Genomic DNA, 16,495 nt, shown 5'->3' with positions numbered 1-16,495 from the left:
TTGCGCGCGAAGGGAGTGGAAAGGGGTCAGACGCCGAGCGCCAGGCGTGCGCCGAGGTCGGTCAGCGGCGACACCAGCAACAGACGGGCGAGGATCAGCACGATCATCACCGCCCACGGTGCGAAATCCAGGCCACCGGCCGTGAGCTTGCCGCGCAGCGGACGCATCAGCGGGGCCACCAGACTGCCGGCCAGGCGGTAGACCGGGTGATACGTCTCCACCTGGAACAGGCTCATCAGCGACCAGATGAAGATCAGCACCACGTAGAACATGGCGATGAAGTCCAGCATGTCGGCGATGGACAGCACGATCAGCCCCAGCACATGGGGGAACAGGCCCAGCAGCGCAAACAGCACGATGCGCTTGATCAGCATCAGCAGCCACACGATCACCAGCGCGGCAATGTTGATGCGGCGCCAGTTGGGCAGCAGGCGGCGGATCGGCGCCAGCACCGGATTGGTGGTGCGGTAGACGAACTGGCTGAGCGGATTGTGGAAGTCCACCCGGCTGGCTTCCGCCAGCAGGCGCAGCACGAACAGCGTGGCCGCGGCGCCAAAGGCCAGCTCGACGATGAAGGAAAGGGCGTTGACGAGGTAGCTCACGATTAGTTGTCCAGGGCAGCGGCCAGTTCGCCGGCGCGACGCGTGGCGGCGGCCACGGCGCGGGCAACGATCTGGGCGAAGTGTTCGGAGGCAAAACTTTCCAGGGCAGCTTGCGTGGTGCCGTTGGGGGAGGTCACGCGCTGGCGCAGCACGCCCGGGTCTTCACCGCTCTCCACCAGCATGCGGCCGGCGCCGAGGCAGGTCTGCGCGGCGAGGGCGCGGGCCGTCTCGCGCGACATGCCCTGGGCAAACGCCGCGTCTTCCAGCGCTTCCACCATGGCGAAGAAATAGGCCGGGCCGGAGCCGGAAAGGCCGGTCACTGTATCGATCAGCGCTTCGTCCTCGACCCAACGGGTGATACCCACCGCGTCCATGATGTGCTGCGCCTTGGCGCGCTGTTCCGGGCTGGTGCGGCGATTGGCGAACAGTCCCGTGGCGCCCGCACCGATCAGGGCCGGCGTATTGGGCATGCAGCGCACGATGGCCAGCGTGTGGCCGAACCAGCGTTCGAGCTGGTCGATGCGTACGCCGGCCGCAATGGAGATCAGCATCGGCCGTTGGCGGACCAGCGTGTCCTGCAATTCGGCGTGGACGGCCGGCATGATCTGCGGCTTCACCGCCAGCACCAGGACGTCGGCCTCGGCGGCGGCAAGGCGGTTCTCGGCATAGCTGGCGATGCCGAAGTCGCGCCCCAGTTCGTGGCGTGCCTCGGCCCGGGGCTCGGCCACGGTGATCGATGAGGCGGCAACGCCGGTCTTGAGCAGGCCGCCGATCAGGCTGCGCGCCATGTTGCCTCCGCCGATGAAAGCGATACGTGTCATGCAGGGTCCTCGCTATTGGGTCCGTACCTTACCGGAGCCCGGGGGTGGCCGTCCCGTGGCGGAAGTGATCTCGGAGCCCGGCCAAGATCTCCTGGCAATGACTCCCCCTCACTGTCATCCCTGCGAAAGCAGTAGGCGCTGTACAACGGCGAAGCCGGTCATCCAGCGCCTCTATGCACGAACAAAAGGCACTGGATTCCCGCTTTCGGGGGAATGACGGTGAGGAGAGTGAACCTCGACGGGCGATTTCGAACCGCCCCTATGGATACCTAGTCGGACAGCAACTTCCAACCTGGTCCGCAGTTTGCGGCTTACGGCCAAAGGAAAGACTGGTGGCCCGGCCCGCGCGGCGAGTAGTATCGGCCCGCAGCTTGGGAACGGGGAATGGACCTGTCGGACGGCTCGGCGCCCACGCGCCGTATGGTCGCGTCCGGTGGAAACCGCCTCCCGCCCGGGCGCTTGCCATCCAGATGATCGGGTTCAAGGGGAAACCAGATGGATATCGCCGAACTGCTTGCCTTCTCGGTGAAGAACAAGGCCTCGGACTTGCACTTGTCCGCCGGCCTGCCGCCGATGATCCGCGTGGACGGCGACGTTCGCCGCATCAACATTCCCGCGCTCGAGCACAAGCAGGTCCACTCGCTGATCTACGACATCATGTCGGACAAGCAGCGTCGCGACTATGAAGAATTCCTCGAGGTCGACTTCTCGTTCGAGATTCCCGGCCTCGCGCGCTTCCGCGTCAACGCGTTCAACCAGAACCGCGGCGCGGGCGCAGTGTTCCGTACCATTCCGTCCGAAGTGCTCACGCTGGAAGACCTGGCCGCGCCGGCCATCTTCCGCGAGCTGATCGAGCAGCCGCAGGGCCTGATCCTGGTGACCGGCCCGACCGGCTCGGGCAAGTCCACCACGCTGGCGGCGATGGTCGACCACATCAACAAGAACGAATACGGCCACATCCTCACCATCGAGGATCCGATCGAATTCGTGCATACCTCGCAGAAGTGTCTGATCAACCAGCGCGAAGTGCACCGCGACACGCATGGCTTCAACGAAGCACTGCGCTCGGCACTGCGCGAAGACCCGGACTACGTGCTGGTGGGCGAGTTGCGAGATCTCGAAACCATCCGCCTGGCGTTGACCGCCGCGGAAACCGGCCACCTGGTGTTCGGCACGTTGCATACCAGCTCGGCTGCCAAGACCATCGACCGCATCATCGACGTGTTCCCCGCCGGCGAAAAGCCGATGGTGCGCTCGATGCTGTCCGAGTCGCTGCGCGCGGTGATTTCGCAGTCGCTGATGAAGAAGGTGGGCGGCGGACGCATTGCGGCCCACGAGATCATGGTGGGCATCCCCGCCATCCGTAACCTGATCCGCGAGGACAAGGTGGCGCAGATGTACTCGTCCATCCAGACCGGCCAGCAGTACGGCATGCAGACGCTCGACCAGAACCTGCAGGACCTGGTGAAGCGCGGCCTGGTGACGCGCCAGCAGGCGATGAGCTACGCGCGCAACAAGGACATCTTCAAGGGGTAAGTTGAGGAAGAGCACGCAAGGAGCGGCCGGGTATCGCTGTCCGCGTGGTTCCTGCTCTTCCTATTCGCTGTTTGCTATTCATGATTTGCGGGGGTTCCCATGAGCGACTTCGATTTCACCTCCTTCCTCAAGTTGATGGTGCACAAGAAGGCCTCCGACTTGTTCATCACGGCCGGCGTGCCTCCGTCCATGAAGGTGCAGGGTCGCGTGGTGCCCATCACGCAGAGTCCACTGTCCGCGCAGCAGTCGCGCGACATGGTGCTGAACGTGATGACGCCGTCGCAGCGCGAAGAGTTCGAAAAGACCCACGAGTGCCAGTTCGCCATTTCGGCGCAGGGCGTGGGTCGTTTCCGTGTGTCGTGCTTCTATCAGCGCAACTGCGTGGGCATGGTGCTGCGTCGCATCGAATCGAAGATTCCGTCGATCGAAGAGCTCAACCTGCCGCCGGTGATCAAGCAGCTGGCGATGACCAAGCGCGGCATCATCATCTTCGTGGGCGGCACCGGTACCGGTAAGTCCACCTCGCTGGCCTCGATGATCGGCTACCGCAACGCCAATTCGACCGGCCACATCATCACCATCGAGGACCCGATCGAATACGTGCACAAGCACGAGGGCTGCATCATCACGCAGCGCGAGCTGGGCATCGACACCGACAGCTGGGACAACGCGCTGAAGAACACGCTGCGCCAGGCGCCCGACGTCATCATGATCGGCGAAGTGCGTACGCGCGAAACGATGGAACACGCGATCAACTTCTCCGAAACCGGTCACCTGTGCCTGTGCACGCTGCACGCGAACAACGCCAACCAGGCGATGGACCGCATCCTGCACTTCTTCCCGGAAGATCGCCGTTCGCAGCTGTTCATGGACTTGTCGCTCAACCTCAAGGGCGTGGTGGCGCAGCAGCTGATTCCCACGCCGGACGGCAAGGCGCGTCGCGTGGCGGTGGAAGTGCTGCTGGGTACGCCACTGGTGCAGGACTACATCCGCCAGGGCGAGATCCACAAGCTCAAGGAAGTGATGAAGGAATCGACCAACCTGGGCATGAAGACCTTCGACCAGAGCCTGGTCGAGCTTTATCACGCAGGCGAGATCTCCTACGAGGACGCTCTGCGTCACGCGGACAGCTCCAACGAAGTTCGCCTGCGCATCAAGCTCGCGCAGGGCGGCGACGCGCACACCTTGTCGCAAGGCCTGGACGGCGTGGAGCTGGAGCAGACCAAGGACTCGCAGAACTTCGGCGGCGGCTTGCTGCATCGCTGAGCGCGGTCGATACGATGTAAAAAGAAGGAGCCCGCGAGGGCTCCTTCTTCGTTTCAACCCGCGGGGTTTACTTCGCGGTATCGGCGACGGTCAGGCCACTGGCGTCGACGCTCTTCACGCCCTTTACCTTCTTGGCCACGCCTTCCACCTTGGCCTTTTCAGCCGAGCTGCTGGCGGTACCGGTGAGCGTCACGACGCCGTCCATCGTGGTCACCGAGATGTCGGTGCTCTTCACGTTCTTGGTGGTGGCCAGTTCCGATTTCACCTTGGTCGTGATCCAGGTGTCGGCCGTCTTGTCTGGCACCGTCTGGTTGTCCGAGGACTTCTGCATGGCGTCCTGAGCGGCAACCTGCGCGAACGGCACGGCCGAGAAGGCAGCCACGAGGCCGGCGGCAATCAGCGTCTTGCGAAACAGGTTGTTCATGCGCATGGGGAATCTCCTGTGGTGGGGAAACGCTGTCCAAGAGACAGACGGGTGCCGCTCCTCGCGGCCTCCGTAATTGCATCCAAACAGTTTCGAGATGAATCGAGGATGGCTGGGAGGCGCATCCGTTCAGCACGCGATTACGCATGCCAAGGCGATGTCATGAACGCGTTGCGAGAGTGTTTCCGTAGCTAAGATCGTGGCAATTGTGATGACCATCACAATGACGGTTGCGAAGAGACGCGTATTGGCTTTCTGTGCGCTGACGTGAGCGCAAATTCGAACGATGTGAAGGTTTGATGAGTCTGTGAACTACGTCTGAAAACCGAATATCTGCCTTGTGAAATAGACGGCTATACGGCAGATTTGCGAGGCGAAGCACAATCAGTGCTGGCTTGATTTCGGGGGGAATCATGGCCGAATTGGAAGTTCGGGTTGTTTCCGAGCGCAGGGAAGGACTCCTGGTGGAGTTGGGCCGGGTGGTGACGGAGTACGGGCACGTGCTCATTCGCCAACGATTGGCGCAGGACGCGCAAGGCGCCTGCCTCACGCTGCTTCTGCGCGGGCCGGACGATCGGCAGTTGGCGCTGGAAGAGGCGCTGGGCACGCATCCGCGGGTACTGAGCTTCGAATCCTCACGACCACAGTTCGCGGCGAGCGAGATCGCTGCGACGGTGAGCGCGCATGTGGCCGCTGCCAACCCGACGCCTGCTGTCGAGGCGGCGCAGTCGCCATCACCGGCGCGAGCGCCGGCGCACGAAACCGCAACGCTCACGGCAGGTGCGGACGTGGCGCGAGTGGAGCGCATGCTGCCGAACCTCGCCCGGGATTACCCGCGCATTTTCCCGTGGCTGATCAACCTCGAGTACGCCGTTGCCGATGAGGCGCGCGATGCGTCGCTCTATCTTGCCGGCCGTCGTACGGGCACCTGGGTGTACAAGCGCGACTTCGCGCTCGGCGCCAAGCTGGGCATGACCGACGCACTGCGACGCATCGCCGTGCCGGCACTGCGTGGGTTGGTCACCGTCGAGCATCACGACAATCAGCTGCACGTGCGTGGTTGCCCGCTTTGCCAGCCTGGCGGTGCGTCGGGCGGTCGCTTCTTCTGCGGTTTCATCGAGGGCCTGCTTGCCGAGTCGGTGGAGCCGCGAACCGTGTTCGTGCGCGAGACCAGCTGCCACAGCAGCGGTGCATCCATGTGCGTGTTCGACATATCCCACTGATTGCCACCCGGAGGAGTGCGGCGGCAGGCGTTGGGCGTCCGTAGTCAACCAAGGGGAAGCTTCATGCAAGACATGCATCAGCATTACAACTGGGTGCTGGTCGGGTTGTCCTATGCCGTGTCTGTACTGGGCTCGTTTACGGCACTCCAGTTCGCGTTGGGCATTCCGCTGGCGCAGAACGCCCGCCAGCGCTGGGCCGCGATTCTCGCGGCGGGCACCGCGATGGGCGGCGGCGCCATCTGGGCCATGCACTTCATCGCCATGCTCGCCTGCAGCATGGGCACGCAGGTGACCTACGACATGTTGCTGACAATGGTGTCGGCGCTGCTTGCCATCGTTGCCTGTTCGCTGGGCCTGGCGATCGTGGGCGGTGGCACCTTCCGTTTCATCAACCTGCTGTTTGCGGGCGTGCTGATGGGGCTGGGCGTGGCGGGCATGCACTATCTGGGCATGGCGGCGATGCTCACGTCGGCACTGGTGTCCTACGATGGCGGCATCGTGGCGCTGTCGGTGGGCATTGCCATCGTGGCGTCGATGGCTGCGCTATGGCTGGCCTTCAACCTGCGCGGAAAACTGCAGATGCTGGGCAGCGCGCTGGCGATGGGCGTGGCGGTGTGCGGCATGCACTACACCGGCATGTCGGCCATGGAGCTGATGCAGGGCGACACCTTGCCGGCCGGTTTCGAGCAGGGCGTGCAGGGCGAGCATCTGGGCCTGATCATCTTCGTGGTGGTGGTGATCCTGCTGGCGCTTGCGCTGGGCTTGAGCATCGTGCGGCAGCAGCGCCGTGCTGCGTTGTCGATCTGACCGGTTCGTCGAGCTGCAAAAAAAACGGGGCGCCCTTGGCGCCCCGTTTTCGTTTCCATGCGGGGTGGAAGATTTACTTCAGTTCGGTCTGGCTGGTGATGACCAGGCCGCTGTTTTCCATGTGCATCTCGCCATTGAGCGACTTGATGCGCGCGGCCTGCGCTTCCATGGATTCGAACTGGGCCTTGGAGCGCTCCGCCGTGGCTTTGGCGCTGGCCTGCGCTTCCGCGTCGTCCGGCTGCGAGGCGGCAGTCATCTCGGCGATGCGCTGGGCCTTCTGACCCATGGCCTTCACCCAGGCCTGGTACATCTCGCCGCTCAGGCTGAGGCGGCCCAGGCGGCCGGCGTCGCCACTGGCGGCGTTGAGCAGTTCGCCGAGTTTCACGTCTTCGCCCTGGCCTACGGCCAGTGCGAGCGCCTTCGGACCCATCGCGGCCCATACTGGCGCACCCAACGGCGCGGTGAGTTCGGGCGGCAGCGGCGACGGCTTGCCATCCGGCGTCAACTTCACCTGCTGCAGGCCCGAGGCAGCCATCTGCGCCATGGCGAGCAGGCCCGCCGGGTTGGACGTGCCGATCAGGATGCGGCCGCTGAACTTCGGCATGGCGTTGTCGCTGCCGGCGTCGAAGCTGTCCAGCGCCACGCGCAGGCCGAGCAGGTCGCCCACCGGCGGCACCGCGGCTTGCTGCGTCATCAGGCCGATCTTGGCGAAGCCTTCATTGAGATCGGTGAGCGAGGGGCAGGTGAAGGGCTTGGCGGCCACCGCTTCAGCCTGGGCGCCCCAGAACGTGCGCAGCTGGGCGATCGGCACGGCGATGCTGATGTCGAACGGTGCGGTGCCTGCGGCGCCCAGACCGGGCAGTTCCACCTTCATGCCGCTGAAGGCCTTGGTGACGTCGTCGGCGAGGGCCACATCCCAGCGGATGTTCTGGTGCTTCTCGTCGAGCTTGGTGTAGCCAAAGCTCACCGACGGCACGCGCGAAGCGATGCGCGTGGCTTCGCTTTCGCACGCTGGCGACACCTTCAGCTGATTGGACACGGGCTCGCCGGTCTTGACCGACTCGGCTTCGGCGTGTGCCTTGATCAGCACATTGAACAACGGGTCCTTGCCGCTGGCCGCGAGCGGCAGCAATCGGGCGAAATCGACCTGGCCGATGGCCCAGGGCTGGTAATCCTTGGCCTTGGCGAGCTTTTCCAGACGGCCATCGTCCTGCAGGTTCTTCTCCGGGCGATCCATGCCGAAGGCAAGCCGCAGCGTGGCCTCCGGTGCATCGGCGGGCAGGATGGCCGCAACGGCCTGCTTGCCCACTTCGGCCATCACGATCTGCAAGCCGCCGTCGGTGGTGACGTGCTTGCGATATTTCTGGCCACCCACGGTGGCGGTGTCGAACGGCTTGCCATAGGCCGCTTCCAGGCGACCGACGAAGGCATCGAACGCCTTGGGGTCGACCAGCTCGAAGCGCGCGACCGGCGACAGGCCCAGGCCGTAGACGACCGAGCGACCCTTGATGTTGAGGCCGGCGTTCTGTGCGAACGTTTCGATGGTCTTGCCATCGAGTTCGGCGATGAGGGCCTTGAGCAGGCGCGACAGGTCCGGATCTTTTTCCGCCATTTCGTCGGCGGCCGAGCGCAGCTGGACGAGTTCCGACGGCAGCTGGGAGTCGGCCTGGGCCAGCAGCGCCTTGCGGGTGTCGTCGTCGAGCACGTCGAGGTTGGCCACCACGTACGGCGTGTCGGCCGGTACGAAGGCGAGGGGGGCGTCCTTGTCCTTGTGATGGCATGCAGCCAGCAGGACGCCGGCGAGGCCCAGCGCGGCAATGCGCTTCGTCGATCGCATGTCTAATCCCTTGAGTGAGGTGATGTTGCGCCGCGCATTATGCCTGTATTCGCGGCCTCTCGCGGTGAGCCACAGCCTCAGCAGGCCGTGGCCTAACGCCAGCCTGACCGGCGTTCAACAGGTTCAGCGCCCCAGCACTTCGGCCAGCACCGCCATGCGCACGAACACGCCGTTGCCCACCTGCTCCAGGATGCGCGACTGCGGGCCGTCGGCCACTTCGGAAGCGATCTCGATGCCGCGGTTGAGCGGGCCCGGATGCATCACCAGGGCGCCCTTGGCGGCGCGGGCCAGGCGAGGGTTGTCCAGGCCGTAGCGCCGGAAATAGGCCGCTTCGTCCGGTAGATCGGTCACGGCCATGCGTTCCTTCTGGAGGCGCAGCATGATCACCACGTCGGCGCCTTCGATGGCGGCATCGAAGTCATCGGTGATCACGCAACCCGGGAATTCCGATTCCTCCGGCATCAACGCCCTGGGCGAGCACAGGCGGATTTCCTTCACGCCCATCGCCTTGAGCGCATGCACGTCCGAACGCGCCACGCGCGAGTGCTTCACGTCGCCGCAGATCACCACGGTGAGTTGCTTGAAGTCCGGTCGGTGCTGGCGAATGGTCAGCACGTCGAGCAGGCCCTGCGTGGGATGCGCGCGATTGCCGTCCCCCGCGTTGATCACCGAGACGCCGCTCATGGCGTGGCGCACCAGTTCCTCCGGCGTACCCGACACCTTGTGGCGCACCACGATGGCGTCCAGGTGCATGGCTTCCAGCGTGTGCAGCGTGTCGAACAGCGCTTCGCCCTTGCTGGTGGAGGAGAAGCCGATGTCGAAGTTGATCACGTCGGCACTGAGCCGGCGCGCGGCCAGTTCGAACGAGGTGCGCGTGCGCGTGGATGGTTCGAAGAACAGGTTGAGGATGGTGCGGCCCGAGAGCATGTCCAGTTTGCGCGTGCCGTGCGCGCAGCCCTCACGCATGGACTCGGCGCGATCGAGCAGGCGCTCGATGGTCTCGCGGGGCAGGTGTTCCAGGGTGGTGAGGTGGCGCAGGCGAGAGCTCATGGCGGGCGGAAGTCCGTGCTTAGTGTCCGGTGGTGTCGGGTGAAGCCAGCCAGCGTTCGAGAATGACCGCGGCGGCTTCGGCATCGATCGTGGCAGCATCGCGCTTTTTCTTCAGGCCCTCAGCACGCGCGCTGGCGAAGCGCTGAGCGGCTTCCTGCGAGCTGTAGCGCTCGTCGGTCAGCATCACCGGCAAGTTGTAGCGTTGGCTGACTTTATCTGCAAAACGTCGCGCGCCCTTGCTGGCCGGCTGCTCTTCGCCGTCGAGGGTCAGCGGCAAGCCAACCACCAGGGCTTCGGGCAACCATTCCTTGCGCAAGGCGTCGAGCTTCGACCAGTCGGGATCGCCATCGCGAACGGCGATGGCCGCCAGTCCGCGCGCGCTGCCCGTGTAGCGATTGCCGACGGCAACACCGATCAGGCGGCTGCCGACGTCGAAACCAAGCACACAGCTCATGCGTGTCCCGCGTAACCCGGCAACTGCAGCGGATCGACTCCAACCAGGCCGGCGGCGGCGCTCCAGCGTTCTTCGAGCGGCGTATGGAACACCACGCGCTCGCTGGCTTCGACGGTAAGCCAGGTGTTGTCCTTGAGTTCCTGCTCGAGCTGGCCCGCGCTCCAGCCGGCGTAGCCCAGCGCCATCATGGCCAGGCGCGGGCCTTCGCCGTGCGCCATGGCGATGAGGATGTCGCGCGACGTGGTCACCGACCATTCGTCGTTGATGCGATAGCTCGACTCCCAGTGGCCGGGTTCGCGATGGAGCACGAAGCCGCGCTCCTGCTGCACCGGGCCGCCGATCAGCACGGGCGCGTCGGCAAGCTCCAGGTCGTTGCATTCGAGCTTCATCTGCGCGAGCACGTCGCCCAGGCGATATTCCGAAAGCTGGTTCACCAGCAGCCCGACGGCACCATCCTCATCGTGCTGGCAGATGAAGGCGACGCCGCGCGAAAACGGCGGCTCAGCCAGACTGGGCATGGCGATCAGAAACTGACCGGCGAGAGACTGCGATGGGGTGCGGGGAGCGGGCATGGGGGGATTGTAAGCCCTGTCGCTGCCGCCTGCCCGTGCAACCAAGGTCTAGGTTAAGAGAGGTAAGGAAACAGAGGTGGTTGCCGCCGCGTTTCCTTCACTCTCTCCTCACCTGCTGTGCAGCGTGTCGTTGGGCATGAACTGCCAGGTGCGCGTGATGTTGAGCTCATCGATGCGTTCCTTGTCCACGGGCAGCGAGGGAAACGGCGCGGCGAGGCGCACGATGCGCTGTGCCGCGGCATCCAGCAGCGGCTGGCCCGAGCTTTGCACGATCTCGATGCCTTTCACCGAACCATCGCGATTGAGCGTGACGGTGAGCAGCACGTCGCCATGCAACCCACGGCGTCGGGCCTCGTTCGGATAGTTGAGGTTGCCCACGCGTTCCACGCGATCCACCCAGCCACGCATGTAGGCGGCGTAGGCATATTCCTTGGTGTTGGACGAGATGAATTTCTTCTTCGGGCGCTTGGCGTATTGCTCGCTGCGGTCGCGCACCTCGGCAGCGAGCTGCGCCATCTCCTGGCGCCGCTTGATGTCGGCGGGCGATTCGGGAAGATCCTGTGGCGTCTGTTCGAGCTTGGCGCTGTCGGTGCTGACGCTGTAGTGGCTGTTGCCCGTGGTGGTGAGCAGCTTGTCGTTGGTGGCTTCCTGCGGCCGTGGCGCGCTGGCCTCAATGGGCTGCGGCGCCACGCCTGCCGTAGGCCGGGGCAGGGCGCCGGAGACGAGCTGGGACGGACGCGCGGCCTTGTCGCTTTCGCCGCCGCCGCTGTTGTTGGCCTGGGCCAGGAAGTCGGCCTTGTCCGGTGCGTCGCGGTTGGCCACGTCCACCAGGGTCACATCCAGCGTCGGCAGGCTCGGCTTGGCCTTCACATAGGTGAAGGTGATCCCCAGGATCACCACGCCGTGCAGCAACAGCGAGAAAAGCATCGTGGCGCCGAACATGTCGGCGCCGGTGCGGACAGCAGGTTGGCTCACGCGGCGCGGGTCTCGATTCGTGTGCGTTCGATGACGTCGAACAACTGACCCGCGATATTAAGCCCGAATTGTGCATCCAGTTCGCGCACACACGTCGGTGATGTGACGTTGATCTCGGTGAGGTAGTCGCCGATCACGTCCAGGCCCACGAACAGCAGGCCGCGACGGCGCAGTTCCGGCGCCACCTGGGAGACGATCCAGCGGTCGCGGTCGGAGAGCGGCACGCCCACGCCGCGACCGCCGGCTGCCAGGTTGCCGCGGAAGTCACTGCCCTGCGGGATGCGCGCAAGGGCGTAGGGCACGGCCTCGCCGTCCACCACCAGGATGCGCTTGTCGCCCGAGGTGATCTCCGGGATGAACTTCTGCACCATGGTGAACTGCTTGTGCTCGCCCTTCGGGCCCGCAGCGATCAGCGTTTCCAGCATGGAGTTCAGATTGCTGTCGCTGGCCTTCACGCGGAAGATGCCGCGCCCGCCCATGCCGTCCAGCGGCTTGAGCACCACTTCGCCGTGGGTTGCCACGAAGGCGCGGATGTCGGCGGCGTCGCGGGTCACCAGGGTGGGGGACATGCACTGCGGAAAGTGCATGGCGAACAGCTTCTCGTTGCAGTCGCGCAGCGCCTGCGGGCGGTTCACCACCAGCACGCCGGCGCGTTCGGCCAGCTCCGCCACCATGGTGTCGTAGATGAACTGCGGGTCGACCGGCGGGTCCTTGCGCATCAGCACCACGTCCATCTCGCGCAGGTCGCGCCATTCGGACTCGCCCAGCATGTACCAGCCCGTGGGGTCGTCGCGCACGGACAGCGGCGCCAGGCGTGCCCAGGGCTCGCCGCTGCGGGCGGCCATGTCGCCCTGTTCCATGTAGAACAGGCTGTGGCCGCGCCGCTGGGCCTCCAGCAGCATGGCGAAGGTGGTGTCCTTGGCGATCTTGATCGAGCCGATCGGGTCCATCAGCACGGCGACCTTCAGGGTCATCGTCATTCTCCGGTAGTAGTGCCTATTCACACTCCGCGCCCGGCGCCGGCCGGACGGGAGCGTGGCAGTGTATGTCGTCCGAAGCCGGGAGATTGCGTTGATCGATACGACGATCAAGTGGTCTTCCAGCAGCGCGGGAAAGTGCGGATGGTCCCCGAAGGGAAACATGGCCGGTCAGCCCCATGATCGACTCCCGAGGGCGGCAAACCGTTCGATTCAATGACGTAGGACGCTTAACCTAAGATTTCAGCTTGACGTCACGTCAGGCAGGCGGTAAACAGCTACGCACGAGTGCCTGCCGGCTGAATGGTTGCCGTACGTCATCACGACGTGCGGGTTTGTATCTCAACATGGGACCGCTAGCCCACCGGTTGGCGGTCGCACGATTTACCTGAGCCAGGGGCGGGTCGCAGGGGGGTGTTGTGAACTTGAACATAAGTGGAAATGGCTTGGCCGGCCTCAAGGTCATGGTTATCGACGACTCGAAAACCATCCGTCGAACCGCCGAAACCTTGCTCAAGAAAGAAGGTTGCGACGTGCTCACGGCCGTGGACGGCTTCGAGGCGCTAGCCAAAATCTCCGATCAGAAGCCCGCGATCATCTTCGTCGACATCATGATGCCGCGTCTCGACGGCTATCAGACGTGCGCGCTGATCAAGAACAACCCGCAGTTCCGCGGTACGCCCGTGATCATGCTCAGCTCGAAGGACGGCCTGTTCGACAAGGCGCGCGGGCGCATCGTGGGCGCGGAACAATATCTGACCAAGCCGTTCACGCGAGACGAACTGCTGGGTGCAATCCATCGACATGTCGTTACGGTCTAAGACGGACGACTACAGGGTCTGAGGGGGGCCTGTGGCCAATATTCTCATCATTGACGATTCGCCGACCGACGTGCGCGTGTTCACCACGCTGCTCGAGCGGGCGGGTTACCAGGTCGATTCGATCGGCAACGCCGAAGAAGGTATCGAGCGCGTGCGCGAGCAGAAGCCGGATCTGGTCATCATGGACGTCATCATGCCCGGCATGAACGGCTTCCAGGCCACGCGCACGCTTACGCGCGACCCGATGACGTCCAGCATTCCCATCGTCATGATCACCACCAAGTCCATGGAGACCGACCGTGTGTGGGGCCTGCGCCAGGGTGCGCGCGCCTTCATCACCAAGCCGGTCAACGAGAAGGATTTGCTGGCCTGCATCAACGATCTTCTGCCCAGCGCTGCGTGAGGCGACGATGAGCCAGACCGCGTCGCTCTCGCCCTTCGAAATCCTTGCCCGGTACGAGCGCCTTTCGCTGGCGCACGCGTCCGGCACGCCGGAAAGCCTTGAGGCCCCGGGCCTGTGGCGCGGCATTGGTTATCGCGCGGGCAGCCGCCTGTTCGTCAGCGGCATCGACGAGATCAGCGAACTGCTGGCCGTGCCGTTGTTGACGCCGGTGCCGGGCACGCAGCCCTGGCTGCTGGGCGTGGCCAATGTGCGCGGCAACCTGGTGCCGGTCATCGACCTGGCACGTTTCCTGTTTGGCGAACGCACGCAGTCCACCGAACGCACGCGACTGCTCGTGGTGCGCCAGGGTGCCGGCAGCGTGGCGTTGATGGTGGATGAAGTCTTCGGGCAGCGCACGGTGGACGCCGAACAGCGCCGCCAGGCCGAGCAGGAAGACGATCCGCGTTTGGCACGTTTCGTGGATGATCGTGTAGGCGATTCGCGACTGGCTGTGTTCAGTATGGGCAAGCTGGTCCGTGCGCCGGACTTCCGTCAGGCTGCGGCCTGACGCGCAAACGTAGAACCATAAGTGGGACCGGCGCTGCTCAAGGCCGGAATCAGGGCGATGATCCGACGCCTTCGCCGGCATGGGCGGCGAGGCGTAGAAGGGCGAGGTGAACGAAATGAGCACTACAGGGGGCATGGGCAAGGAGCGAGGTTATACAGGCCTCATCATTGCGCTGGTCATTGCGTTCGGTTTCACGGGTGTCGACTTCGCCATGCTTACCTTGCGTGGCCGCGAAGATACACAGGCGACGGGTCTCACCACCCAGATCCAGGTGTTGTCGCAGCAGACGGCGAAGCTTGCACTGGAAGCCGCGGACGGTAACGTCGATTCCTTCAAGGAACTCGAAACCAATCGCAACACCATCGATGCTGCCGTTCAGCGCCTGAACAAGGGCGATGAAAAGAGCGGCATGAAGCCGTACGCCGACAACAACGCCACCCCGGCCGGTCGTGCCGTCAGCGCCCTCAGCAACGCCTGGGGCCAGTTGGACACGGACATCGGCAAGATCCTGTCGAACAAGGCGCTGGTGGTGGACTCCTCGCAGCGCGCGCTCACCCTGGGCCGCGAACTGCCCCTGCTGAACTCCAGCATGGAGCAGGTGGTGAACATCCTGCAGCAGCGCGGCGGTAGCGCGGAGCAGACGTACACTTCTGCTCGCCAGATGCTGCTGGCCGACCGTATGACCCGCCGAGTGCAGGAAGTGCTGCAGGGCGGCGACGCCTCGCAGCCTGCCGCCGACGGCCTGGCCCGCGACGGCCAGCTCTACGGCGCGGTGCTCAAGGGCCTGCTCGAAGGCAACACCGAAGTGGGTGTGCGCTCGATGGGCGACACCAACGCACGCAAGATCCTCACCGACATGCAGGCCCAGTGGGACAACCTGCAGGATCCCGTCGGCAAGCTGGTCAGCGCCGCAGGCAACCTCAGCGACGTGAAGCGCGCCGGCAACCAGGCCTCGCTCGATTCGCAGAACGTGCTGTTGCGCGCGAACGAACTGGCTGACCAGATCGGCAAGCTGCCCACCCGCCGCCTGTTCCCGAACCTTTGGTGGGGCGTGCTCGGCGCCATCGGCGCGGCCGCCTTCCTGGCCGTCCTTATCGTGCAGTTGATTGCCGACCAACGCCGCCGCTTCCAGGAATCGACCGAACTCAACCAGCGTAACCAGGAGGCCATCATGCGCCTGCTGGACGAAATGGGTTCGCTCGCCGAAGGTGACTTGACCGTCAAGACCACGGTGACCGAAGACATCACGGGCGCCATCGCCGACTCGGTGAACTACGCCATCGACGAGTTGCGCACCCTGGTGACGACGATCAACGAGACCTCGGAGCAGGTGTCGTCCTCGGCGCAGGAAACGCAGACCACCGCGCGTCACCTGGCCGAATCGGCACAGAACCAGGCGCAGCGCATCAGCACGGCCACCACCGCGATCAACCAGATCGCGAGCCTGATGGATACCGTGTCGAAGGATTCCGCCGAATCGGCCGACGTGGCCGAACGCTCGGTGAAAATCGCCTCGCGCGGCGCCGAAGTGGTGCGCGAGACGATCTCGGGCATGGACTCCATCCGCGACCAGATCCAGGAGACCTCCAAGCGCATCAAGCGCCTGGGTGAGTCCTCGCAGGAAATCGGCTCCATCGTGGAACTGATCAACGACATTGCCGAGCAGACCAACATCCTCGCCTTGAACGCCGCCATCCAGGCCGCGTCGGCGGGTGAAGCGGGCCGCGGCTTCGCGGTGGTGGCGGACGAAGTGCAGCGCCTCGCCGAACGTTCCGCGAGCGCCACGAAGCGAATCGAAACGCTGGTGCAGACGATTCAGTCCGATACCAACGAAGCGGTGAACTCGATGGAACAGACCACCGCCGAAGTGGTGGCCGGTGCACGACTCGCGGAGGACGCGGGTAGCGCGCTGGGAGACATCGAGCGCGTGTCGCACGACTTGTCCGCGCTGATTCAGAACATTTCGACACAAGCGCGCCAGCAGTCCACGGCGGCAACCGATATTTCCGTGTCGATGAACGCGATCCAGGAAATCACCTCGCAGACCTCGCAGGGCGCAAGCCAGACCGCCGACTCGATCGGTTACCTGGCCCAGCTGGCGAGCGACCTGCGTCGTTCGGTGGCCCACTTCAAGCTGCCGGGTTGAGCAGTTGGCTGATAACGATTTTCACAGGGGGCAA

17 protein-coding genes are annotated in these 16,495 nt (G+C 64.5%); 8 read left to right on the top strand and 9 right to left on the bottom strand.

The features are described from left to right. Nucleotides 1-26: 26 nt before the first annotated feature. Complete coding sequence (locus tag ABIC75_RS11655; protein ID WP_354014022.1) at nucleotides 27-602, bottom strand: YggT family protein; 576 nt, start codon at nucleotides 600-602, stop codon at nucleotides 27-29. 2 nt (nucleotides 603-604) lie between these two features. Continuing rightward, complete coding sequence (gene proC, locus ABIC75_RS11650) at nucleotides 605-1,423, bottom strand: pyrroline-5-carboxylate reductase (protein ID WP_354014021.1); 819 nt, start codon at nucleotides 1,421-1,423, stop codon at nucleotides 605-607. 495 nt (nucleotides 1,424-1,918) lie between these two features. Here proC and ABIC75_RS11645 point away from each other — a divergent pair, with 495 nt between their 5' ends. Further along, nucleotides 1,919-2,959, top strand: a complete 1,041-nt coding sequence (locus tag ABIC75_RS11645; protein WP_354014020.1) for a type IV pilus twitching motility protein PilT — start codon at nucleotides 1,919-1,921, stop codon at nucleotides 2,957-2,959. A 99-nt stretch (nucleotides 2,960-3,058) separates the two neighbouring features. After that, complete coding sequence (locus ABIC75_RS11640; protein ID WP_354014019.1) at nucleotides 3,059-4,225, top strand: PilT/PilU family type 4a pilus ATPase; 1,167 nt, start codon at nucleotides 3,059-3,061, stop codon at nucleotides 4,223-4,225. 67 nt (nucleotides 4,226-4,292) lie between these two features. Here ABIC75_RS11640 and ABIC75_RS11635 read toward each other — a convergent pair whose 3' ends face one another. Then, nucleotides 4,293-4,655 (bottom strand): BON domain-containing protein, encoded by a 363-nt coding sequence (locus ABIC75_RS11635; RefSeq protein ID WP_354014018.1) that lies wholly within the window; start codon nucleotides 4,653-4,655, stop codon nucleotides 4,293-4,295. 407 nt (nucleotides 4,656-5,062) lie between these two features. Here ABIC75_RS11635 and ABIC75_RS11630 point away from each other — a divergent pair, with 407 nt between their 5' ends. Together ABIC75_RS11630 and ABIC75_RS11625 are read left to right on the top strand one after the other, a co-directional pair. Further along, entirely contained in the window at nucleotides 5,063-5,872 is an 810-nt protein-coding gene (locus ABIC75_RS11630; RefSeq protein ID WP_354014017.1) for a hypothetical protein, read from the top strand. A 63-nt stretch (nucleotides 5,873-5,935) separates the two neighbouring features. After that, nucleotides 5,936-6,679 carry an MHYT domain-containing protein gene (locus ABIC75_RS11625; RefSeq protein ID WP_354014016.1) on the top strand — a complete coding sequence of 248 codons (744 nt, stop codon included), beginning with the start codon at nucleotides 5,936-5,938 and terminating at the stop codon, nucleotides 6,677-6,679. Nucleotides 6,680-6,752: 73 nt separating this feature from the next. Here ABIC75_RS11625 and ABIC75_RS11620 read toward each other — a convergent pair whose 3' ends face one another. The 6 genes from ABIC75_RS11620 to gshB form a co-directional block, all read right to left on the bottom strand. After that, nucleotides 6,753-8,516 (bottom strand): hypothetical protein, encoded by a 1,764-nt coding sequence (locus tag ABIC75_RS11620; protein ID WP_354014015.1) that lies wholly within the window; start codon nucleotides 8,514-8,516, stop codon nucleotides 6,753-6,755. Between the two features lie 123 nt (nucleotides 8,517-8,639). Continuing rightward, nucleotides 8,640-9,566 (bottom strand): aspartate carbamoyltransferase catalytic subunit, encoded by a 927-nt coding sequence (locus tag ABIC75_RS11615; protein ID WP_354014014.1) that lies wholly within the window; start codon nucleotides 9,564-9,566, stop codon nucleotides 8,640-8,642. 19 nt (nucleotides 9,567-9,585) lie between these two features. Continuing rightward, a complete protein-coding gene (ruvX, locus tag ABIC75_RS11610; RefSeq protein ID WP_354014013.1) occupies nucleotides 9,586-10,020 on the bottom strand; it encodes a Holliday junction resolvase RuvX in 435 nt (144 codons plus the stop codon). Then, on the bottom strand, nucleotides 10,017-10,592 hold the full coding sequence (locus tag ABIC75_RS11605; RefSeq protein ID WP_354014012.1) for a YqgE/AlgH family protein: 576 nt from the start codon (nucleotides 10,590-10,592) through the stop codon (nucleotides 10,017-10,019). Before ABIC75_RS11605 ends, ruvX begins: the two co-directional genes overlap by 4 nt. Before the next feature lie 108 nt (nucleotides 10,593-10,700). Next, the gene (locus ABIC75_RS11600; RefSeq protein ID WP_354014011.1) at nucleotides 10,701-11,567 is read right to left on the bottom strand and encodes an energy transducer TonB; all 867 of its coding nucleotides are present in this window, start codon (nucleotides 11,565-11,567) and stop codon (nucleotides 10,701-10,703) included. Continuing rightward, nucleotides 11,564-12,541, bottom strand: a complete 978-nt coding sequence (gshB, locus tag ABIC75_RS11595) for a glutathione synthase (protein WP_354014010.1) — start codon at nucleotides 12,539-12,541, stop codon at nucleotides 11,564-11,566. Before gshB ends, ABIC75_RS11600 begins: the two co-directional genes overlap by 4 nt. A 467-nt stretch (nucleotides 12,542-13,008) precedes the next feature. Here gshB and ABIC75_RS11590 point away from each other — a divergent pair, with 467 nt between their 5' ends. The 4 genes from ABIC75_RS11590 to ABIC75_RS11575 all read left to right on the top strand — a co-directional run bounded on the left by ABIC75_RS11590 (nucleotide 13,009) and on the right by ABIC75_RS11575 (nucleotide 16,461). Then, nucleotides 13,009-13,365, top strand: coding sequence for a response regulator (locus ABIC75_RS11590; protein ID WP_019464684.1), 357 nt, complete (start codon nucleotides 13,009-13,011; stop codon nucleotides 13,363-13,365). A gap of 31 nt (nucleotides 13,366-13,396) precedes the next feature. After that, nucleotides 13,397-13,768 (top strand): response regulator, encoded by a 372-nt coding sequence (locus ABIC75_RS11585; RefSeq protein WP_354014009.1) that lies wholly within the window; start codon nucleotides 13,397-13,399, stop codon nucleotides 13,766-13,768. Nucleotides 13,769-13,775: 7 nt separating this feature from the next. Beyond that, entirely contained in the window at nucleotides 13,776-14,315 is a 540-nt protein-coding gene (locus tag ABIC75_RS11580; RefSeq protein WP_354014008.1) for a chemotaxis protein CheW, read from the top strand. A gap of 115 nt (nucleotides 14,316-14,430) precedes the next feature. After that, nucleotides 14,431-16,461, top strand: a complete 2,031-nt coding sequence (locus tag ABIC75_RS11575) for a methyl-accepting chemotaxis protein (RefSeq protein ID WP_354014007.1) — start codon at nucleotides 14,431-14,433, stop codon at nucleotides 16,459-16,461. The last annotated feature ends 34 nt before the right edge of the window (nucleotides 16,462-16,495 follow it).

This window comes from Dyella japonica (genome assembly GCF_040545895.1).
GTDB lineage: Bacteria > Pseudomonadota > Gammaproteobacteria > Xanthomonadales > Rhodanobacteraceae > Dyella > Dyella japonica_D.
This window is presented reverse-complemented; position numbering and strand designations above follow the sequence as displayed.